Raw genomic sequence first — 19,004 nt, forward strand, 5'->3', positions numbered from 1 at the left:
CCGCACGGCGCCGTCGTGTCCCATGCCACGGGATTGTCCTCAGATTCGCGCAGCATCTCCGGAACGCCATCGCCCCCTCAAGCAGAGCGCGCATTTTTCCTTTCGGGATTAGGCTCATTAACCCTTTGACTTTGCTACCTCGCCGGTAAGGTTCCTCACTTTTCCGCGAATTGTCTCTTTCTTAAAACGTCTCAAAGATGAAAAACATCTTTGCAGTTCGCCTCATGGTGGTATCAATACAATCACTGGTTGAGGGGAACAGCGAAATGCGCACACTTCTGGTTGAAGACGATCTGACCACCGCCCGCGGGGTCACCATGATGCTCAAGGCCGCGTCCATGATGGTCGACGTCGCCACCACCGGCGAGGAAGCGCTCGAACTCGCCGCCCTGTATGACTACGACATCGTCATCCTGGACCTGATGCTGCCGGACATGGAGGGCTACGAGGTGGTCCGCCGCCTGCGTGGCAACCGGGTGGAGACGCCGGTGCTGATCTTGTCCGGCCTGTCCCGGCCGCAGGCCAAGGTGAAGGGCTTCGGCATGGGCGCCGACGACTTCATCACCAAGCCCTTCGACCAGCAGGAGCTGCTGGCGCGCATCCAGGCCATCGTCCGCCGCGCCAAGGGCTTCAGCCAGCCGACGCTGACGGTCGGCCCGCTGACGCTGAACCTCGGCTCCCGCGAAGTGCGGATCGACGGGCGCGACGTGCACCTGACCGGCAAGGAATACGCCATCCTGGAGCTGCTGACCCTGCGCAAGGGGCTGGTGCTGACCAAGGAGGTGTTCCTGAACCACCTCTACGGCGGCATCGACGAGCCGGAAGCCAAGATCATCGACGTCTTCATCTGCAAGCTGCGCAAGAAGCTGGCCCAGGCCGGCGCCGGCGAGCTGATCGGCACCGTGTGGGGCCGCGGCTACGTGCTGCGCGACCCGAACACCCTGGCCAGCCGCTTCGCCCTGCCGGAGCTGCCGGTGCCGGCGGCCAGCACCGTGGCGCTGCACGCGGTGGCCTGACACCGCCGCGCGGCGGCATGGCCGCGGGCTGGCCCGGGGAATCCGGGCCGGCCCGCGGCACGTCGTCGTTTCCGCGCTGCCCCGGGCCGCTTCCCCTCCGGCCCGGGCGTCAGCCGGCCAGCCGCACCGGCGCCACGGCGGCCGTCAACCCATAGGCACCGCGCTCGCCGGGCACCGCCATCAGCCGGTCGGTCAGTCCCAGCACCGTTTCCGCGCCGCCCAGATACATCACGCCATCCGGCGCCATCTGCGCCGCGAGCGCGTTGAGCACCCGCCCCTTGGTTTGCGGGTCGAAATAGATCAGCACGTTGCGGCAGAACACCACGTCGAACCGCCCCAGAGGCCGGTGGTCGCCCAGCAGGTTGCGCTCCTCGAACCGCGCCATCTCGCGCAGCGCCGGCTGCACCCTCCACTTGCCGGCTTCCTGGCGGAAATGCTTCACCAGCATCTGCACCGGCAGGCCGCGCTGCACCTCGAACTGCGTGTACAGCCCGTCCCGCGCGCGCCCCACCACCTCGGCCGACAGGTCGGTGCCCAGGATCTCGGCGCCGCGGATGCCCATCTCCTGCAGGACCATCGCCACCGAATAGGCTTCCTGCCCGGTGGAGCAGGCGGCCGACCAGATGCGCAGCCGGTGCCCCGGCGGGCGCGCCGCCAGCAGCCGGGGCAAGAGGCGCTTAAGGTGGTCGAACGGCTTGCCATCGCGAAAGAAGCTGCTCTCGTTGGTGGTCAGCGCCTCCGTCACCGCCTTGGCCAGCACTTCGGCGCGCGGGTCGCGCAGCTTCAGCGCCAGCGCGTCCAGGCTGGGGATGGCGTGCTGCTTCAGCAGCCCGGCCAGCCGGGTTTCCAGCATGTATTCCTTGTCCGGCGTCAGCACGATGCCCGACCGCGCCTTGATCAGCGCCGCGATCGCGGCAAACCCCTCGGCATTCATGCCGCCCCTCCCATTGCCTTGAATTGCGCCATCACCCGTTCCGCCAGCTGGTCCGGCGGCAGTAGCAGTTGCGCCAGCCCGGCCTTGGCCACCGCGCCCGGCATGCCCCAGACGACGCTGGAAGCCTCGTCCTGCGCCAGCACCGTGCCGCCCGCCGCCGCCACCGCCTTGCAGCCCAGCATCCCATCCGAGCCCATGCCGGTCAGGATCACGGCGGTGATGCGGCCCTCGCAGGCGGCCACCAGGCTGCGCAGCATCGGGTCCACCGCGGGGCGGCAGAAATTCTCCGGCGGGCCGGAGGTCAGGCGCGCCACCAGCGCGCCGCCGCTGGCCTCGATCAGCAGGTGCCGGTCCCCCGGCGCCAGGTAGATGCGGCCGGGCTTCAGCGTCTCGCCCTCCTGCGCCTCGGCCGCCGGCGCGCCGCCCAGCCGGGACAGGTGGTCCGCCAGCATGGCCGTGAAGCCCGCCGGCATGTGCTGCACCATCACCACCGGCACCGGCGGCACCCCCAGGGCGCGCACAAAGGCGGCCAGCGCCTGCGGCCCGCCGGTGGAGGAGCCGACCGCGATCACCTTCGGCCGCGGCACCATGCCGGGGCGCGGCGCCAGCCCGGGCGCCGCCGCCGCCACCGGGCGTGGCGCGATGCGGAACGGCGCGGGCGCGGGCGCGGCCGGCGCACGCATCCGTGCCCAGCCCTTCACCTTGGCCAGCAGCTCCGCCTGGAACCCCGGGTCGCGCACGCCGCCGCCGGCGGCGGTGGGCTTGGGCAGGTAATCAGCCGCCCCCGCGCGCATCGCCGCCATGCTGGCCTCGGCGCCCTTCTGCGTCAGGGCGCTGGCCACGATCACGGCCAGCCGCGGCTGCGCCTTCAGCAGCAGCGGCAGCACCGTCATGCCGTCCATCACCGGCATCTCGAGGTCCAGCAGCATCACGTCAGGCCGCTCGGCCGCCGGCAGCGCGCCGAGCATCTCCAGCGCCTGCCGGCCATCGCCGGCGCGGGCCACCACCCGCACCTGCGGGTCGGCCTCCAGCACCCGGCCCATGGCGGTGCGCGCGGTCGGGCTGTCGTCACACAGCATCACGCGCACGGAGCCCGCGGTCATGCGTCCGATTCTTCCGGCACCAGCCCCAACTGCACCAGCTTGCCGGTCAGGATGGCGTCGTCGAACGGCTTCATGATGTATTCCTGCGCGCCGGCCTCCAGCGCCATCACGATCCGCTCGAACTCGCTTTCCGTCGTGCAGAGCATGATCAGCGGCTCCGCCGGCCCGAACTCGGCCCGCGCCGCCTTGAGGAATTCCAGCCCGTTCATCACGGGCATGTTCCAGTCCAGCAGCACCAGGCGCGGCAGCGCCTCGCGGCAGGCTTCCAGCGCCAGCGCGCCGTCCGCCGCCTCGCGCACGTTGCAGCCGTGCCGCTCCAGGATGCGGCGCGCGGCCTTGCGCACCACGCGGCTGTCATCGACCACCAGGCATTCGATCGCGGTCATCGCGTCCTCCCTCAACCGATCGCCAGGATGCGGTCGACATCCAGCATGATGAGCAGCCCGTCGCCGCGCCGGTGCACCCCGCGCGACACGTCGCGCCACACGCTGTCCAGCGTCGGCGGGTTGCCGGCGAAGCCTTCGGGCGGCAGCGCCACCACCTCGCCCACCCCGTCGGACAGCAGGCTGTAGAGCTCGCCGCCCTGCTCCACCACCACGCTCATGGGCGGCGCGCTACCAGGCTCGCGCGGCGCCAGCCCCAGGCGGCGGCGCAGGTCGATGGCGGTGACGATGCGGCCGCGGAGGTTCAGGCTGCCCGCCACCTCGGGCGGTGCCAGCGGCACGCGGGTGATGGCCTGGGCGGCCAGGATGTCCCGCACCGCCAGCACCGGCACGCCGCAGAGCTGCCCCGCCACGGTCAGGGTCAGCACCATCTCGGCCGCGGCATCCACCACCGGTGGCAGTCCGCCCGGCAACCGGCCGGGCGCGTCTTGCGCTTGGGTCTGCATCGGTCCTGCTCCTCAAAAGCCCGCGGGAATGCTGAGGCTGTCGCGCAGCGCCGACAGCAGCGCCTCGCGGTCGGATTTTCCCACATCGGTGGTAAAGCCCGCGTTACGGCAGCGCTGCCCGTGGCCCGGCTCGGCGTGCGAGCTCATGGCGATCATCGGCAGCTCCTGCCACAGCCCGCCTTCCCGCACCGCCCGCGCCAGCCCGAAGCCGTCCAGGTCCGGCATCTCGATGTCGGAAACGATGACGTCGAACATCGCGCCCTGCTCGCGCAGCCGCAGCGCCTGGGCGCCGGTATCGACCGCCGTCACCTCGTAGCCGGCGGCCGTCAGCCCCGGCACCAGCAGGTGGCGGAAGAAGGCGCTGTCCTCTACCAGCAGCACGCGCTTGCCGGGGCTGGTCGCGGTGCTGGTCGGCTTGAACCAGTCGTCGCCCGCCTGGCGCAGCCACCAGGCGCAGTCCATCACATCCGTCACCTTGCCGCAGATCACGGCATTGCCCAGAAAGCCCGGGCGGTCCTGCGCGCCCTCGATCGCCAGCTGCTCCTCGACCACGTCCAGGATGCTGTCCACCATCAGGCCCATGGCGCGCTGCTCGTCGCTGAACACCAGCACCGCCTGGCGCGTGCCGGGGGCGGGCGGCATCCAGTGGCCGGACATCGGCACCAGTGGCATCAGCTTGCCGCGGTACTGCACCAGCGGCTGGCCGCCCGACACCTCGATGCTGTCGGCCGGCAGGTCCTCCAGCCGCGACACCAGGCCGAGCGGCACGGCCTTGGGCGTGTCGTCGCCGGCGCGGAACAGCAATAGCGCGGTGCGCTCGGTGGAGCGGCTGCCGGCGAAGCCGCTGTCGCGCGCGGCATCCTCGGCCGGTCCGTCGGCGCCGACGCCTGTGGCGCGGGCGATGCCGTTGGGGTCCAGGATCATGATCACGCTGCCATCGCCCAGGATGGTGTTGCCGCTGAACATGCTGACGTGACGCAGGATGGGCGCCACCGGCTTGACCACGATCTCCTCCGTGTCGAACACCTTGTCGACGATAATGCCGAAGACATTGGGCCCGACCTGCGTGACGACCACGAAGCCACCATCCTCCTCGCCGGGCGCGGGCACTTCGTCCAATCGCAGCAGGCGCGACAGCGACACCAGCGGCAAGAGCCGGTCGCGCAGCCGCATCACGGGCGTCTGGTCGATCCGCTCGATGGTGCTGCCGCCGCCGCCGGCCCGCACCAGCTCCACCACGCCGATCTGCGGAATGGCGAAGCGCTCGCCGCCCGCCTCCACGATCAGCGCCGAGACGATGGCCAGCGTCAGCGGGATCTTGATGAAGAAGGTGGTGCCCTTGCCTTCCACCGAGCGCAGCTCGATGGTGCCGCCGATCTTCTCGACATTGGTCTTGACCACGTCCATGCCGACGCCGCGCCCGGACACGGAGGTGACGGCGGCGGCGGTGGAGAAGCCGGCGCGGAAGATGAAGTGCTGCACCTCCCGCTCGCTCATGCCGGCCAGCTCGGCTTCCGTGGTCAGCCCCTGGCCCAGCACCTTGGCCTTGATCTTCTCGACCGACAGGCCGCGCCCGTCGTCGCCGATCTCGATGATGATGTGGCCGCCTTCGTGATAGGCGTTCAGCGTGATGCGCCCGAGCTCGGGCTTGCCCGCCGCGCGGCGCTGCTCGGGCGTCTCCAGCCCGTGGTCGCCGCTGTTGCGCACCATGTGCGTCAGCGGGTCCTTGATCAGCTCCAGCACCTGGCGGTCGAGCTCCGTTTCCGCCCCCTTCATCACCAGCTCGATCTTCTTGTTCAGCTCGTTGGCAAGGTCGCGCACGATGCGCGGCAGCTTCTGCCAAGCGTTGCCGATCGGCTGCATGCGCGTCTTCATGACGCCTTCCTGCAGCTCGGAGGTGATGTGCGACAGGCGCTGCAGCGGCACGGTCAGCCCGGCGTCGCTGCGCGCGCGCACCAGCTGCAAAAGCTGGTTGCGCGTCAGCACCAGCTCGCTGACCAGGGTCATCAGGTCTTCCAGCACGTCCACGGACACGCGGATGGTCTGCGTCTGCGCCACCGGCCCGCCCCCGCCGGCGGGGGCCGCCGCCACGGCGGGCTCGGCCGGGGCAGCGGCGGGCGGCGGGGGCGCCGGCTCGGGCACCGGGGCCTCGGCGGCCGGTGCTTCGGGCACCACGGCCACCTCGAAGGGGTCGATAAAGGGTTCCGGCTCGGCCGGCGCGGCGGCGGGGGCGGCGGCCGGGACCGCTCCGCCGATCGGCTCGCCGCGCCAGGCGGCGTCCAGCTGCGCGATCAGCGCGCCGTCCTGCCCCGGCGGCTCGCTGCCGGTGGCTTCCAGCGCCGCCACGATCACCTTCAGCGCGTCGATCGCCGACAGGATCAAGGTGATGCCTTCCGGCGTGACGCGCAGCGAGCCGTCGCGATACCGGCCGAGCACGTTCTCGGCGGCATGCGCCACCTTTTCCAGCCGCGACAGGCCGAGAAAGCCGCAGGTGCCCTTGATGGTGTGCACGCTGCGGAAGATTTCCGACAGGGTGGGCCGGTCGTCCGGCGCCTTTTCCAGCTTCAGCAGCGCCACGTCGAGCGCGCCGAGGCCTTCATTGGTTTCGGTCAGGAAGTCAGCGAGAAGGTCGTCCATGGCATCCCCGACGGGCTGGGTTCCCCCCCAACCTGCCCGCCGGATGCAAAGAAAGAATGAAGCCTGTGCCTGTCACGCGGGCCGGAGCAGCAGCGCCTCGCCCAGCAGCGCCGCCCGCCACCCGGCCGCCGCCGCCAGCCGCGCCAGCATGGGCGCCAGCACCGCGCGCGGCCCCTCGGCCGGCTGGCCCGCCAGGCTGGCGGCCAGGGCGGCGGGCCAGGCCACCACGCGCCCTTCCGGCCGCACCGCCACGCCGCCACCCTCGGGCTCCAGCCGCACGATGCCGCCGCGCGGCAGCGCCTCGCCCGCCAGCATGGCCGCCACCAGCAGCAGCTGCGCGGCCGGCGCCTCGAAGCTGTGCCCGGGCGGCAGCGAATCGACCTGCGCGGTGGCGCGGCCGCCGGCCAGGGTGCCGTCCAGCAGCTCCGCCATCTCGGCCGGGCGCATGGGGCCGGTGCCGGCGCCGCAGGCCGCGCGCCACAGCTGCAGCTTGCCGCGCAGGCTGGCGGTGGCCTCGCGCGCCAGCTCGGCGGCCTCGGGGTCGTCGCCCACCATCTCCACCGCGCCTGCCATGGTGCCGAGCGGCCCCACCAGGTCGTGGCACAGCCGGGCGCACAGGTCCTGCGCCAGGGCCACGTCGCCAAACAACACACCGGGTTCCGCCATGGTCCTCGCCTTTTCCCGCAGCACCGGGCTGCATGCCGGAAAACCCTTAACATCACGTGACCGTGATCGGAACCGGCGCTGGCCGTGGCGGGCGGCGGGCGTCATCGTGCCCCCGTGACCATACCTCTCGAGCCCGGCATGCGCGTGCGCCACCCCGCCCACCCCGAATGGGGCGAGGGGCAGATCCAGTCCGTCGTGCAGGACAGGGTGACAGTAAATTTCGAGCACATGGGCAAGGTGCTGATCAACGCGCAGCACGTTGCGCTCGACGTGCTCGACTAGGCGTGATGGCCGACCTCTGGCCGCAGGCCGTGGCGCTGGTCTGGGACTGGCGCTTCCTGGTCGCCGCGCTGTGCACCGCCGTGGCGGGGGTGATGCGCGGCTATTCCGGCTTCGGCACCGCCATCCTGCTGGCGCCGGTGTATTCCACGCTGTGGAGCCCGCGCACCGGCGTGCCGGTGGTGCTGCTGATGGAGCTGTTCGTTTCCGCCTACCTGCTGCCGCGCGCCTTTGCCTTCGCCAACAAGCGGCTGATCGGCCCCATCTGCGCCGCCGCCGTGCTGGCCATGCCCTTTGGCGCCGTGGTGCTGCTGCATGCGGACGGCGCCCTGCTGCGGCGGGTGATCGGCGCCTTTGTGCTGGTGTTCGGCCTGCTGATGAGCTCCTCCTGGCGCTACCACGGCACCCGGCCGCTTTCGCTGAACATCGCGGTGGGGCTGGTGTCGGGGCTGCTCAAGGGTGCCACCGGCATGGCCGGGCCGCCGGTCATCCTGTACCTGCTGGCCGGCAAGGAGGAGGCGGCGCAGCACCGCGCCAACCTGATCCTGTATTTCGGCGTGCTTGGCGTCGCCGCCGTGCTGCCGCCGCTGTGGGCCGGGCTGATCGGCCTGCCGGCACTGCTGATGACCGCGCTGATGCTGCCGGTGATGCTGGTGTCCGTGCCGGTCGGCGCGCGGCTGTTCCACGTCATCCCGCTGCGCTGGTACCGGCGCCTGGCCCTGCTGCTGCTGGTGGGCGCCGGGCTGTTCGCCTTGCTGGGATGACCGGCCGGCGGGCAACCGGGCATGGCTGCCCGTCGTTGCCTGTCTGCGCGCGGCCCTTGCGGCGGCGCACCCCGGCGGCCCAAATAAGGGGCCCCTCCCGCTGACCCGAGGAACCCGCCCGACATGATCGACCCGTTTGGCCGGGCCATCAGCTACCTCCGCGTTTCCGTGACCGACCGCTGCGACCTGCGCTGCGTGTACTGCATGGCGGAGGACATGACCTTTCTGCCCAAGGCGGAGATCCTGTCGCTGGAGGAGCTGGACCGCCTGTGCGGCGCCTTTATCGGCCTGGGCGTGCAGCGCATCCGCCTGACGGGCGGCGAGCCGCTGGTGCGCAAGGACGTGATGCGCCTGTTCCAGAGCCTGGGCGCGCGGCTGGGCGAAGGCGGGCTCAAGGAGCTGACGGTCACCACCAACGGCACGCAGCTCACCAAGCATGCCGAGGCGCTGTATGCCGCCGGCGTGCGCCGCATCAATGTGTCGCTGGATTCGCTGGACCCGGGCACTTTCAAGGCGCTGACGCGCTGGGGCAAGCTGGAGCAGACGCTGGACGGCGTCTTCGCCGCCAAGGCCGCCGGGCTGCAGGTGAAGATCAACGCGGTGGCCATGAAGGGCGTCAACGAGCAGGAGTTCGACCGGCTGATCGCCTGGTGCGGCGAGCACGGCTTCGACCTGACGCTGATCGAGACCATGCCGATGGGCGACATCACCGGCGACCGCACGGACCAGTACCTGCCGCTGTCCCAGGTGCGCGCCGACCTGCGCCGCCGCTGGACGCTGCAGGACACCGACTACAGCACCGGCGGCCCCGCACGGTACTACACCGTGGCGGAAACCGGCCAGCGCCTGGGCCTGATCACGCCCATGACCCACAACTTCTGCGAAAGCTGCAACCGGGTGCGGCTGACCTGCACCGGCACGCTCTACATGTGCCTGGGCCAGGACGACGCGGCCGACCTGCGCGCCGTGCTGCGCGACCCCTCGGTGGACGAGGCCGGGCTCAGGCAGGCGATCACGGATGCCATCGCCCGCAAGCCCAAGGGGCATGACTTCGTCATCGACCGCCGCCGGCCGGCGGCGGCGGTGCAGCGGCACATGAGCGTCACGGGGGGCTGAGATGGACAGCATGCGCGGCGTCGCCACCACCCTGGCCATTCCGGGCATGCCGGAATGGACCGGCCTGCTGATCCTGGTGGTGGGGCTGCTGTGCGCCGCCGCCTTTCTGCTGATGCCCTTCAGCGTCTTCGGCGTGAAGGCGCGGCTGGAAGCGATCGAGGTGCAGCTGGACGAGATCCAGGCCGAGATCCGCAGCCTGGCCATCCAACTGTCCGAGCCCGAGATGCCCGCCCGCGCGCCGATCAGCGAGGACTGGGTGGAACCCCCGGGCAGCTACGGCAGCAACACCCGCGCCATGGCCGAGCGTGACCGCGCGCCCGCCTCCTACGCCCCGCCGGTGCCGCCGCCGGCCGAATGGCCGGACCAGCGCCCCGCCCGCGGCACCCGCGCCGACCCGCGCCTGGACTGGCCGCGGCGCTAGCCCCGGCAACCACCCCCGCGGCGGCGGAGTTCCGCCTGGGAACCGCTCGGGGCGAACCGCGATGCTTGCTTCCTTTCTGATGGGCCTGGTCGGCGGACAGCGCGCCATGACGCCGCTGGCCGCCGTCTCGGTCGCCGCCGCGACCGGCACGCTGCCGGCCGACAACGGCGCGCCGCCGCTGCTGGCGCATCCGCTGGTGGCCTCCGCCACCGTGGCGCTGGCCGCCGCCGAGATGGCCGGCGACAAGATGAAGACCGCGCCCGACCGCATCGTGCCTATCGGCCTGCTGGCGCGCTTCATTACCAATGCCATCGCCGGTGCCTGCCTGGCCCCCCGGCGGGACCGCTGGCTGGGGGCGGCGCTGGGCGGCACGACGGCGGTGGCCGCCTCCTATCCCGGCTGGCGCGCCCGCATGGCCGTCATCCCCCGCCACGGGCAAACGCCGACCGGGCTGGTCGAGGACGCGGCGGTGCTGGCCGGCGCGGTCGCCATCGTCGGGCTGCTGGGCCATTTCGCACGGGATGGCGGCCGGTAGCGCCGCCGCTGGCCCCCGGCCCCGCCCCGGGCTAGACAGGCCGCAACATTGCGCCGGCAGCGCAGCGGAGCGGCGGCGTGGCGTTCAGTTCGATCATCTTCCTGTTCTACTTCCTGCCGCTGTTCCTGCTGGCCTACCTGGCGCTGCCGGCGGCGCGCATGTGGGTCATCATCGCCGGCAGCGTGCTGTTCTACGCCTGGGGCGAGCCCTTCTACCTGGGGCTGCTGCTGCTGTTCATCGTCATGAACTGGTGGCTGGGGCTGCGGCTGGAACGCGCCCCCCCGGCGCTCGCCCGCGCGCTGCTGGTGCTGGGCGTCGGCGCCAACCTCCTGCTGCTGGGCGGCTTCAAGTACACCGGCTTCCTGCTGACGCAGCTCGACGCCCTGCTGCACGGCCTCGGCTTGCCGGCGCTGCCGGTCCCCAGCATCCCGCTGCCGCTCGGCATCTCCTTCTTCGCCTTCCAGGGCATCTCCTACCTGATGGACATCCGGCGGCGGGAGGTGGCGGCGCAGCCCAGCCTCGCCAAGTTCGCGATGTACAAGACCATGTTCCCGCAGCTCATCGCCGGTCCCATCCTGCGCTACCGGCAGATCGCGCACGAGATCGGCGACCGGCGCATCGACCCCGCCCGCTTCCGCCTGGGCATCGAGTTGTTCATCGCCGGGCTGGCGCAGAAGGTGCTGATCGCCAACACCGTGGCGCTGCCGGCGGACCAGGTCTTCGCGCTGCCGCCCGGCTCGCTCACCGCCGCCACCGCCTGGCTCGGCGCCGTCTGCTACACGGTGCAGATCTTCTTCGACTTTTCCGGCTACACCACCATGGCCATCGGGCTCGGCCACATGCTGGGCTTCAGCCTGCCGCCCAACTTCAACCGGCCCTACGCGGCGCGCTCCGTCACCGACTTCTGGCGCCGCTGGCACATGTCGCTGTCGTCCTGGTTCCGCGACTACCTCTACATTCCGCTCGGCGGCAACCGGCACGGGCCGTGGCGCACCTACGCCAACCTGCTGGCGGTCTTCGCGCTGTGCGGGCTGTGGCACGGCGCGGCCTGGACCTTTCTGGCCTGGGGCCTGTACCACGGACTGTTCCTGATCCTGGAGCGCGCCGCCGGCCACAGGCCCGCGCTGGCCGCCTGGGGCGCGTGGGTGCCGCTGCCGTTGCGCCACGCCTACCTGCTGCTGGTGGTACTGGCCGGCTGGGTGCTGTTCCGCGCCGACACGCTGGGCCATGCCGGGCAGGTCTTCGCCGCCATGGCGGGCTTCGGCACCGGCGGGGCCGATACGCTGCCGGTGGCCTTCTACGCCCCGGCCTCCGTTTGGACGGCACTGGGGGCCGCGGTGCTGATGGTGCTGTGGAAGCGCGACCCCGCCCGCTGGACCGCCGCCGCCGCCGGTACCCCCCGCTCCGAACGCGGCGACCGCCGCCTGGCCCTGCGCTTCGCGGGCGGCGCCGTGCTGCTGGTGGTTTCGGCGGCCGTGCTGGCGGCCGGCACCCACAACCCCTTCATCTATTTCAGGTTCTGACCATGCGGTCCTGGCGCGGCCCGAAGCTGGAACGGCTGTTGATCGGCATATTCCTGGTGCTGCTGTGCCTGCCGGTCTTCGCGCAGCTCACCAAGTGGCGGCCCGGCGGCTCCTTCTACGAGAACCGCCCGCCCGCCTCCGCCCCCGGCTGGCCGCGGAGCTGGGCGGAGGTGGAGCGGGCACCCGCCCGCCTCGCCGCCGCCGCCAACGACCGCTTCGGCCTGCGCGCCGCGCTGCTGCGGCTGAACGGCAAGCTGCGCTACGCCGCCTTCGGCGAGCTGCCGTCCGAGCAACTCACCCCCGGGCGGAACGGGCGCATCTTCTTCAACAGCCACCACGCCGGGCAGGCGCTCAGCCTGATCCGCGAAAGCTGCGGCATCGGCCTGACCCCCGCCGATCTGGACCAGGGCGCGGACGGCATCGCGGAAATGCTCCAGGCATTCGGCGCCGTGGCGCCGCGCGTGCTCTACATGGGCATCCCCACGGCGGCGGTGCTGTACCGCGATGCCCTGCCCGCCTGGCTGGAACACCGCTGTGCCACCGCGCAGCCCCTGGCGGAGGCGCTGCGCGGGCGCTTCGCCGCCCGCTGGCCCGCGCTGCTGCCACAGGTCGTGGTGCCCACCGCGGCATTGCTGGAGATGGGCCGGGACGGCGGCGACCCCGCCATCCCGCCCGACAACTTCCATTGGGAAGGTCAGGCCGGGCAGCGCATGGCGGCCCTGGCGGCCGCGCGCCTCGGCCTGCCGGCGCTGGGGCCCCTGCCCGCCCGCAGGGTGTCGCGAATCACGGACCTGGAGCAGTTCCTGCCCGGCCTGCCGTTCCGCCACCCCGCCCTGGTGCCGGACCCGGCCGGGGGCGGCCTGGAGTTCTGCCAGAACAGGCCCTGCCTGCCGGCGCTGGCCCCGGTGCAGCCGGCCATCAACGAGATGACGGTGGCCGAGCGCCGGTCCGGCGAAGGGCCGCGCGTGCTGCTCCTGTCCGATTCCTTCGGCCTGCGCATGGCGGATTTCATGGGTGCCTATGCCGGCCGGCTGCTGCACCTGAACTTCGCCTATGACCGCATGACGCCGGAGCGGCTGCGGCTGGCGCGGCGTGTCCTGATCGAGGAGTTCCGGCCGGACGTCATCCTGGTGGTGCAGCACGACGGCGGCATGCGCGGGGCCGCCAGCTTTTCGCGGCAGCTGCTGGGGCCGTGAGGCCCGGGGGCGGCGCGCCCCCGGTCGCCCGCCCGCTACCGCGCCACGGCGGCCACGGCCGGCCGCGCGGCGCCGCGCAGCGCTTCCGCCACCGCGCGGGTGAAGGCGTCGGCGTCCGCCACCTCGTTGTTGCGGCGGGACATGGTCACGTGCACCCGCAGAAAGCGGCCGGCGGCGGTGCCGGCGCAGACCTGCTGCTCCACCGCCGTGCGGCCGAAGGAGCCCGACAGGTCCGCGCAGGTCATGCTGCCGCCATCGGCCAGCACCAGCGTGCGGCGCCCCGTCTCGGCCAGGGTGCGGCCGGGCGGCAGTTCCGTCGCCTCACGCACCGCCTCGTCCAGCCGCGGCGTCACCACGGCGGCGGGGGCGCTGTTGGCCAGCGGCGGCTGGCCGAGGTCGTAGAGCAGGACGGACGCCACGGCGGCACGCGCCGGCACGTTGCCGGCGGGCGGCGTGGTGTATTCCACCGCGCTGCCGTAGCCGGGGCGCTGGGCCTCGAAGTCGGTGGTGGCGCCGCGCTCGAAGCCCGCCACCCATTCGGGCAGCCGGGTCAGGACCTCGGTCATCGGCGGGCGGGCCGGGGCGGCGCGCTGCGCCGCCTCCTGCCCCGGGTTGGCACAGCCGGCCAGCAGGGCCAGCGCAAGCGCCGGCCCGAACCGCAGCATGTCCCTCAATGCGTCACTCCCGGCAACGGCAGCCCGAGCTGCAGCGCGGCATTGGCCATGATCAGTCCCTCCCACAAAAGCTGTGCGCCGATCCAGACGATCAGCGCCACGCCGATGTAGGCAATGAACTTGAAGCGTTCCAGCAGCTTGGCCAACAACCCGCCCAGCAGGCCCATCATCACGATGGAGACAGCGAGGCCGATGATCAGCAGCGTCAGGTTGGCGCGCGCCACGGCGGCCACGGCCAGCACGTTGTCCAGGCTCATGGACACGTCGGCCAGCACGATCTGCCACAGCGCCTGGCCGAGCGACTTTTCCTGCACCGGAGCGTCGCCCGCTTCCTCGTGCTTGTCCTGGCGCAGCTCGCGGAAGAAGGTGAAGGCGATGTAGAGCAGCGCCAGGCCGCCGACGATGTCGATCCACCACAGCGACAGCAGCAGCGTCGCGAAGATGGAGAAGATGATGCGCAGCACGGCGGCGGCGATGATGCCGAACAGCACGGCGCGGCCGCGCTGGTGCGCCGGCAGGCCGGCGGCGGCGAGGCCGATCACCACTGCGTTGTCGCCGGACAGGATGATGTTGAGCCAGATGATCTCGGCAAGGCCAGACAGCATGCCGCTATACGCTTCCATGAAGGATTCCTCAGGTCGTGTGGCAGATCCGGAGCGGGATCGCCCGGCACGACACCCCCACGGAAAGCGGGCGGACGGTAACGGCTGGGGCGGTGGAGGGAAAGTTACCGCCCCGCCATGTGTCGATTTCCTGTCCTTTCGCCCATCCGCCGCCCCCAAACGACGATGGGCCGCCCCCCGGCCCGGGGAGCGGCCCATCCATCATGCGGCGGGTGCCGCGCTCAGGGCGCCGGCGTGGCCGGGGTCGCGGCCGGCGTGCCGGTCAGGTAGGGCAGCACCTCGCCGCCGCCGGTCCACATCATCTGCACGGCGACATACAGGATGACCAGCAGGCCCACCCAGGCGATCCAGCGGTGCCGCTCCAGCAGCCGCGCGATGAAGGTGGCGGCGACGCCCATCAGCACCACGGAGATACCGAGGCCGACGACCAGCACCCACAGGTGCTCCTTGGCGGCGCCCGCCACGGCCAGCACGTTGTCCAGGCTCATGGACACGTCGGCCACCAGGATCTGGATGATGGCGCCCTTCAGCGTCTTGCGCTCGCCCGGCGCCTGGGCCGCCAGCTCCGCCTCGCTCATTTCCGGCTGGTGGCCGCGCTGCAACTCGCGGAACATCTTGTAGCAGACCCACAGCAGCAGCACGCCGCCCGCCAGCGTCAGGCCGACGATCGCGAGAAGCTGGGTGGTGATGGCGGCAAAGCCGATCCGCATGATGGTGGCGGCGGCGATGCCCCAGAAGATCGCCTTGCGGCGCTGGTCGGCCGGCAGGCCGGCGGCGGCCATGCCGACGACGATGGCATTGTCGCCCGCGAGCACGAGGTCGATCAGGAGCACCTGCCCGAGCGCGATCAGCTCAGGCATCCAGGCGGAGAGATCCATGGGTCAGCTTTCCAGGCGTTAATGTCTGCGCCATGGCTCGGCAACCCCGGGCTTGTCAACCGCTGCCTGAGGCGCCACACCCGGCCGCCCAGGACATCGCCCCCCGCCAGCTAAGGATCGCCGCCATGGTTCCCCGTTATTCCCGCCCCGAGATGGTCGCGATCTGGGCCCCCGAGTCCCGCTACCGCATCTGGTTCGAGATCGAGGCCCTGGCGGCGGAGGCGATGGGCCAGCTCGGCACCATCCCGGCCGAGGCGGCGCGCACCATCCGCGACAAGGGCGGCCCGCGCGCCGCGGCCATGGGGGCCGCCGACATCGCCCGCATCGACGAGATCGAGAGCGTGACGCGCCACGACGTCATCGCCTTTCTGACCTGGATGGCGGAGGGCATCGGCGAGGACGCCCGCTTCATGCACCAGGGCATGACCTCGTCGGACGTGCTGGACACCTGCCTGTCCGTGCAGCTCACCCGCGCCGCCGACCTCTTGATCGCCGACCTCGACCGCGTGCTGGCGGCGCTGAAGGCGCGCGCCATCGAGCACAAGTTCACGCCGACCATCGGCCGCTCCCACGGCATCCATGCCGAGCCCACCACCTTTGGCCTGAAGCTCGCCGGCCACTACGCCGAGTTCGCCCGCTGCCGCGCCCGCATGGTCACGGCCCGCGCCGAGGTCGCCACCTGCGCCATCTCCGGCCCCGTCGGCACTTTTGCGAGTGTCGACCCGAAGGTGGAGGCCTTCGTGGCGGAGAAGCTCGGCCTCGCGGTCGACCCCGTCTCCACCCAGGTGATCCCGCGCGACCGCCACGCCGCCTTCTTCTGCACCCTGGCCGTGGTCGCCTCGGCGATCGAGCGGCTGGCGACCGAGGTCCGGCACCTGCAGCGCTCCGAGGTGCGCGAGGCGGAGGAATACTTCCACCCGGGCCAGAAGGGCTCGTCCGCCATGCCGCACAAGCGCAACCCGGTGCTGTCCGAGAACCTCACCGGCCTCGCGCGCATCGTGCGCGGCTACGCCGTGCCGGCGCTGGAAAACGTGGCGCTGTGGCATGAGCGCGACATCAGCCACAGCAGCGTGGAACGCGTGATCGGCCCCGATGCCACCATCACGCTGGACTTCGCCCTCGCGCGCCTGGCCGGCATGATGGAAAAGCTGACCGTCTACCCGGCGCGCATGGAAGCCAACCTGGAAAGCCTCGGCGGCGTGGTGCACAGCCAGAAGGTCTTGCTGGCGCTGACCCAGGCGGGGCTGTCGCGCGAAGGCGCCTACGCCGCCGTGCAGCGCGCCGCCATGGCCACCTGGACCAAGCTGGCCGAGCCGGACGGCCGCTCCTTCCGCGACAACCTGCTGGCCGACCCGGAGGTGGCCGGCAAGATGGACGCGGCCGCGCTGGACACCGCGATCGACCCGCAGCGCGACTTCCGCCACGTCGAGACCATCTTCGCCCGCGTCTTCGCCTGAGGCGCGGCGGCGGTGTCCCGCTGGCGGCTGTTGCTGAGCCGGCTGCTGAAGCAGAGTTGGGTGCTTTGCTCGGCCTACGGCATCGCGGGCATCGCCGTTGCCTCGCTGGCGGCGGAGTTCCAGTGGCTGGTGCCGGAGGACTTCGCCTACCGCGTGGGCGCGGATGCCGCCGGCAACGTGCTGGGCATCCTCGCCTCCTCCATGCTGTCGGTCACCACCTTCTCGCTGACCATCCTGGTGTCGGCGCTGGCCTCGGCCTCCTCCGGCGCCAGCCCGCGCGCCACGGCCCTGGTGGTGGAGGACCGCACCACCCGCAACGCGCTGGCCACATTCATCGGCGCCTTCATCTTCTCCATCGTCGGCATCATCGCGCTGGCTTCCGGGCTGTATGGCCGCGGCGGCCGGCTGCTGCTGCTGGCGGCCACCGTGGCGGTGATCGCCATCATCATCGTCACGCTGCTGCGCTGGATGCAGCACCTGTCCCGCATGGGGCGCGTCGGCGAAACGGTAGACCGGATCGAGGCGGCCGCGCTGGAAGCCACGCGCCAGCGGCTGGCCGCGCCGCTGCTGGGCGGCGCCCCCCGCACCCCCGGGCGGCGGGAAGCGGTGCCGCTCTACCCCACCGCCATCGGCTACGTGCAGCACATCGACATGGGCGCGCTGGATGCCGCGCTGGACGGCCGCGCCATGGACGTCGACTCGCTGCCCGGGCGCTTTGTGCACCCCGCGCGGCCGCTGGCCTTCGTGCCGGCCGGGCTGGAAGCCGACCGGCTGCAACGGCTGCGCCGCGCCTTTCTGATTGGCAACGACCGCAGCTTCGAGCAGGACCCGCGCTTCGGCCTGGTGGTGCTGGGCGAAACCGCGGCCAAGGCGCTGTCCGCCGCCATCAACGACAGCGGCACCGTGATCGACGTGATCCACACCACCACCCGGGTCCTGGCCGCCTGGGCGGAACAGCCCCCGTCGCCACCGGACACCCCCTACCCCAACATCCGCGTCCCCGCCCTGGACCCGGACGACCTGCTGGAAGACGCCTTCGGCCCCGTGGCGCGGCTTGGCGCCGGCAGCCTGGAGATCGGCATCCACCTGCAAAAGGCGCTGGGCGCGCTGGCAGCCATCGCCCCCACCCTGTTCGCGACCGGCGCCCGGAGGCAATCGGCCGAGGCGCTGGCGCGCGCCGCCGAGGCGTTGACCCTGCCGGAAGACGTGGCGCGGGTGCGGGCGGCGGCGATGCGCTGAAGGGCGCGCGGCGAAACCGGGGCGGGAATTCCCCGCCCCCCACAACCCGTCACGGGTTCGTGTCCTTTGGCCATGCCGCCGCCCACGCGCCGCCACGGTTCTGCCCCAGCCGCCCCCGATATCTGGGGCACTGACACAGGGAGAGCCGAGGCGATGTCTGGTTCCGAAGCTGGCATTCTGAAGGGGTTGCGCCGCTGGGCGTCCCGCCTGGCGCTGGCCGGGCTGGTGGCGGGCGGCCTGGGTGCCGCCGCCGCCGCGCCGGCCGCCGCCGCGCCGGTCCTGCCCGGCATCGCGGCGCCGGCCGCCGACGTGGTGCAGGCGCAGTACTACCGCCACCGCGGCCCGCCGCCGGGCTATTACCGTGGCCCGCCGCCGCGCGCCTATTACGGCCCGCCGCGCGGCTATTACCGCCCCGGCTACTACGGCCCGCCGCGGGGCTACCACCGGCCGCCGCCGCCGCATTGGCGCCACCGCCCGCCGCCGGGCTACTACCGCTACTGAACGGAAAAGGGCCGGGGGATCGCTTCCCCGGCCCTTCTGTTGTTCTGCCTCAGGACAGGCTGGCCGGGTCCGTCGGGTCTTCCTTGGGGTTCGGGTCCACCGCCTCGGGCTCCACCGAGGAAGAGCCCTCGGCCTTGCTCGCCGGCTGGCCCTCGCCGCCGCCGAGCTTGGCTTCCAGCGCCGCCACCCGCAGCGACAGGGCCGAGGCCTCCTCGCGCGCCCGGCGGGCCACTTCCAGCGCCGCGTCCAGGTCCTCGCGCCGCACCAGCTCCAGCTTCTGCGCCACGATCTCGACCTGCGCCTTGACCGCCGCCTCGATCTCGGCGCGCGCGCCGGCCATCACCGAGAAGGCGCCGCCGGCCATGCCGGCCAGGTCGTCGAAAAAGCGGCCGCGCTTGTTCGGGCCGCCCATGCCGTCGTTCATGGTATCCGTCATCCCAATCTCCCTGCCGCGCCGGGGTGGTCCCGCGCGGTCGCCCTCGTCCCACAGGCCATCGGCGCTTGCCGCTGGCGCGAAGCGGCGCCTATACCCGGCGCGTCCCGGGCGGCAACC

At 72.0% G+C, this 19,004-nt stretch carries 21 protein-coding genes; 11 read left to right on the plus strand and 10 right to left on the minus strand.

Translation table 11 applies throughout. From position 1 onward, the window contains the following. Window positions 1-266 precede the first annotated feature (266 nt). Window positions 267-1,016, plus strand: coding sequence for a response regulator transcription factor CtrA (gene ctrA, locus IAI59_RS17200; protein ID WP_207414889.1), 750 nt, complete (start codon window positions 267-269; stop codon window positions 1,014-1,016). 109 nt (window positions 1,017-1,125) lie between these two features. Here ctrA and IAI59_RS17205 read toward each other — a convergent pair whose 3' ends face one another. From IAI59_RS17205 to IAI59_RS17230, 6 genes are all read right to left on the minus strand, one after another. Then, a complete protein-coding gene (locus IAI59_RS17205) occupies window positions 1,126-1,950 on the minus strand; it encodes a CheR family methyltransferase (protein WP_207414888.1) in 825 nt (274 codons plus the stop codon). Beyond that, window positions 1,947-3,053: a chemotaxis-specific protein-glutamate methyltransferase CheB gene (cheB, locus tag IAI59_RS17210; protein ID WP_237180344.1), complete on the minus strand. Its 1,107-nt coding sequence runs from the start codon at window positions 3,051-3,053 to the stop codon at window positions 1,947-1,949. Before cheB ends, IAI59_RS17205 begins: the two co-directional genes overlap by 4 nt. Beyond that, window positions 3,050-3,439, minus strand: coding sequence for a response regulator (locus tag IAI59_RS17215; RefSeq protein WP_207414887.1), 390 nt, complete (start codon window positions 3,437-3,439; stop codon window positions 3,050-3,052). Before IAI59_RS17215 ends, cheB begins: the two co-directional genes overlap by 4 nt. 11 nt (window positions 3,440-3,450) lie before the next feature. Continuing rightward, window positions 3,451-3,942 (minus strand): chemotaxis protein CheW, encoded by a 492-nt coding sequence (locus IAI59_RS17220; RefSeq protein WP_207414886.1) that lies wholly within the window; start codon window positions 3,940-3,942, stop codon window positions 3,451-3,453. A gap of 12 nt (window positions 3,943-3,954) precedes the next feature. Then, window positions 3,955-6,579 carry a hybrid sensor histidine kinase/response regulator gene (locus IAI59_RS17225; protein ID WP_207414885.1) on the minus strand — a complete coding sequence of 875 codons (2,625 nt, stop codon included), beginning with the start codon at window positions 6,577-6,579 and terminating at the stop codon, window positions 3,955-3,957. A 72-nt stretch (window positions 6,580-6,651) separates the two neighbouring features. Continuing rightward, window positions 6,652-7,245, minus strand: a complete 594-nt coding sequence (locus IAI59_RS17230; RefSeq protein WP_207414884.1) for a histidine phosphotransferase family protein — start codon at window positions 7,243-7,245, stop codon at window positions 6,652-6,654. 138 nt (window positions 7,246-7,383) lie between these two features. On the opposite strand from IAI59_RS17230, the gene IAI59_RS17235 reads away from it, so the two are divergent. The 7 genes from IAI59_RS17235 to IAI59_RS17265 all read left to right on the plus strand — a co-directional run bounded on the left by IAI59_RS17235 (window position 7,384) and on the right by IAI59_RS17265 (window position 13,079). Further along, window positions 7,384-7,527: a DUF3553 domain-containing protein gene (locus tag IAI59_RS17235; protein WP_207415478.1), complete on the plus strand. Its 144-nt coding sequence runs from the start codon at window positions 7,384-7,386 to the stop codon at window positions 7,525-7,527. Window positions 7,528-7,532: 5 nt separating this feature from the next. Further along, entirely contained in the window at window positions 7,533-8,288 is a 756-nt protein-coding gene (locus tag IAI59_RS17240) for a sulfite exporter TauE/SafE family protein (protein ID WP_237180343.1), read from the plus strand. Between the two features lie 123 nt (window positions 8,289-8,411). After that, the gene (gene moaA / locus IAI59_RS17245) at window positions 8,412-9,404 is read left to right on the plus strand and encodes a GTP 3',8-cyclase MoaA (RefSeq protein ID WP_207414882.1); all 993 of its coding nucleotides are present in this window, start codon (window positions 8,412-8,414) and stop codon (window positions 9,402-9,404) included. 1 nt (window position 9,405) lies between these two features. Then, window positions 9,406-9,825, plus strand: a complete 420-nt coding sequence (locus tag IAI59_RS17250; protein ID WP_207414881.1) for a hypothetical protein — start codon at window positions 9,406-9,408, stop codon at window positions 9,823-9,825. Between the two features lie 61 nt (window positions 9,826-9,886). Then, window positions 9,887-10,360 carry a hypothetical protein gene (locus IAI59_RS17255; protein ID WP_207414880.1) on the plus strand — a complete coding sequence of 158 codons (474 nt, stop codon included), beginning with the start codon at window positions 9,887-9,889 and terminating at the stop codon, window positions 10,358-10,360. A gap of 77 nt (window positions 10,361-10,437) precedes the next feature. Continuing rightward, entirely contained in the window at window positions 10,438-11,883 is a 1,446-nt protein-coding gene (locus tag IAI59_RS17260; protein ID WP_207414879.1) for an MBOAT family O-acyltransferase, read from the plus strand. A 2-nt stretch (window positions 11,884-11,885) separates the two neighbouring features. Continuing rightward, window positions 11,886-13,079, plus strand: a complete 1,194-nt coding sequence (locus IAI59_RS17265) for an alginate O-acetyltransferase AlgX-related protein (protein ID WP_207414878.1) — start codon at window positions 11,886-11,888, stop codon at window positions 13,077-13,079. 35 nt (window positions 13,080-13,114) lie between these two features. Here the strand turns inward: IAI59_RS17265 and IAI59_RS17270 are convergent, their stop codons facing one another. From IAI59_RS17270 to IAI59_RS17280, 3 genes are all read right to left on the minus strand, one after another. Further along, a complete protein-coding gene (locus IAI59_RS17270) occupies window positions 13,115-13,744 on the minus strand; it encodes a hypothetical protein (protein ID WP_207414877.1) in 630 nt (209 codons plus the stop codon). A gap of 5 nt (window positions 13,745-13,749) precedes the next feature. Further along, window positions 13,750-14,376, minus strand: a complete 627-nt coding sequence (locus IAI59_RS17275; protein ID WP_207414876.1) for a YjbE family putative metal transport protein — start codon at window positions 14,374-14,376, stop codon at window positions 13,750-13,752. Between the two features lie 221 nt (window positions 14,377-14,597). Continuing rightward, window positions 14,598-15,254: a TerC family protein gene (locus IAI59_RS17280; RefSeq protein ID WP_207414875.1), complete on the minus strand. Its 657-nt coding sequence runs from the start codon at window positions 15,252-15,254 to the stop codon at window positions 14,598-14,600. A 125-nt stretch (window positions 15,255-15,379) separates the two neighbouring features. Between IAI59_RS17280 and purB the strand changes: the two genes are divergently transcribed. The 3 genes from purB to IAI59_RS17295 all read left to right on the plus strand — a co-directional run bounded on the left by purB (window position 15,380) and on the right by IAI59_RS17295 (window position 18,451). Beyond that, window positions 15,380-16,711, plus strand: coding sequence for an adenylosuccinate lyase (gene purB, locus IAI59_RS17285; protein WP_207414874.1), 1,332 nt, complete (start codon window positions 15,380-15,382; stop codon window positions 16,709-16,711). Between the two features lie 12 nt (window positions 16,712-16,723). After that, window positions 16,724-17,950, plus strand: coding sequence for a DUF2254 domain-containing protein (locus IAI59_RS17290; RefSeq protein WP_207414873.1), 1,227 nt, complete (start codon window positions 16,724-16,726; stop codon window positions 17,948-17,950). A gap of 153 nt (window positions 17,951-18,103) precedes the next feature. Then, window positions 18,104-18,451 (plus strand): hypothetical protein, encoded by a 348-nt coding sequence (locus IAI59_RS17295; RefSeq protein WP_207414872.1) that lies wholly within the window; start codon window positions 18,104-18,106, stop codon window positions 18,449-18,451. A gap of 49 nt (window positions 18,452-18,500) precedes the next feature. Here the strand turns inward: IAI59_RS17295 and IAI59_RS17300 are convergent, their stop codons facing one another. Further along, on the minus strand, window positions 18,501-18,887 hold the full coding sequence (locus IAI59_RS17300) for an accessory factor UbiK family protein (protein WP_237180342.1): 387 nt from the start codon (window positions 18,885-18,887) through the stop codon (window positions 18,501-18,503). Between the last annotated feature and the right edge of the window lie 117 nt (window positions 18,888-19,004).

Origin of the sequence: Roseomonas haemaphysalidis, from assembly GCF_017355405.1 — a bacterium.
GTDB classification, from domain to species: Bacteria; Pseudomonadota; Alphaproteobacteria; order Acetobacterales; family Acetobacteraceae; genus Pseudoroseomonas; species Pseudoroseomonas haemaphysalidis.

Coding starts and splice junctions, on each gene's coding strand:
- ctrA (WP_207414889.1), top strand. CDS start 267: ATGCGCACACTTCTGGTTGAAGACGATCTGACCACCGCCCGCGGGGTC.
- IAI59_RS17205 (WP_207414888.1), bottom strand. CDS start 1,950: ATGAATGCCGAGGGGTTTGCCGCGATCGCGGCGCTGATCAAGGCGCGG.
- cheB (WP_237180344.1), bottom strand. CDS start 3,053: ATGACCGCGGGCTCCGTGCGCGTGATGCTGTGTGACGACAGCCCGACC.
- IAI59_RS17215 (WP_207414887.1), bottom strand. CDS start 3,439: ATGACCGCGATCGAATGCCTGGTGGTCGATGACAGCCGCGTGGTGCGC.
- IAI59_RS17220 (WP_207414886.1), bottom strand. CDS start 3,942: ATGCAGACCCAAGCGCAAGACGCGCCCGGCCGGTTGCCGGGCGGACTG.
- IAI59_RS17225 (WP_207414885.1), bottom strand. CDS start 6,579: ATGGACGACCTTCTCGCTGACTTCCTGACCGAAACCAATGAAGGCCTC.
- IAI59_RS17230 (WP_207414884.1), bottom strand. CDS start 7,245: ATGGCGGAACCCGGTGTGTTGTTTGGCGACGTGGCCCTGGCGCAGGAC.
- IAI59_RS17235 (WP_207415478.1), top strand. CDS start 7,384: ATGCGCGTGCGCCACCCCGCCCACCCCGAATGGGGCGAGGGGCAGATC.
- IAI59_RS17240 (WP_237180343.1), top strand. CDS start 7,533: ATGGCCGACCTCTGGCCGCAGGCCGTGGCGCTGGTCTGGGACTGGCGC.
- moaA (WP_207414882.1), top strand. CDS start 8,412: ATGATCGACCCGTTTGGCCGGGCCATCAGCTACCTCCGCGTTTCCGTG.
- IAI59_RS17250 (WP_207414881.1), top strand. CDS start 9,406: ATGGACAGCATGCGCGGCGTCGCCACCACCCTGGCCATTCCGGGCATG.
- IAI59_RS17255 (WP_207414880.1), top strand. CDS start 9,887: ATGCTTGCTTCCTTTCTGATGGGCCTGGTCGGCGGACAGCGCGCCATG.
- IAI59_RS17265 (WP_207414878.1), top strand. CDS start 11,886: ATGCGGTCCTGGCGCGGCCCGAAGCTGGAACGGCTGTTGATCGGCATA.
- IAI59_RS17270 (WP_207414877.1), bottom strand. CDS start 13,744: ATGCTGCGGTTCGGGCCGGCGCTTGCGCTGGCCCTGCTGGCCGGCTGT.
- IAI59_RS17275 (WP_207414876.1), bottom strand. CDS start 14,376: ATGGAAGCGTATAGCGGCATGCTGTCTGGCCTTGCCGAGATCATCTGG.
- IAI59_RS17280 (WP_207414875.1), bottom strand. CDS start 15,254: ATGGATCTCTCCGCCTGGATGCCTGAGCTGATCGCGCTCGGGCAGGTG.
- purB (WP_207414874.1), top strand. CDS start 15,380: ATGGTTCCCCGTTATTCCCGCCCCGAGATGGTCGCGATCTGGGCCCCC.
- IAI59_RS17295 (WP_207414872.1), top strand. CDS start 18,104: ATGTCTGGTTCCGAAGCTGGCATTCTGAAGGGGTTGCGCCGCTGGGCG.
- IAI59_RS17300 (WP_237180342.1), bottom strand. CDS start 18,887: ATGACGGATACCATGAACGACGGCATGGGCGGCCCGAACAAGCGCGGC.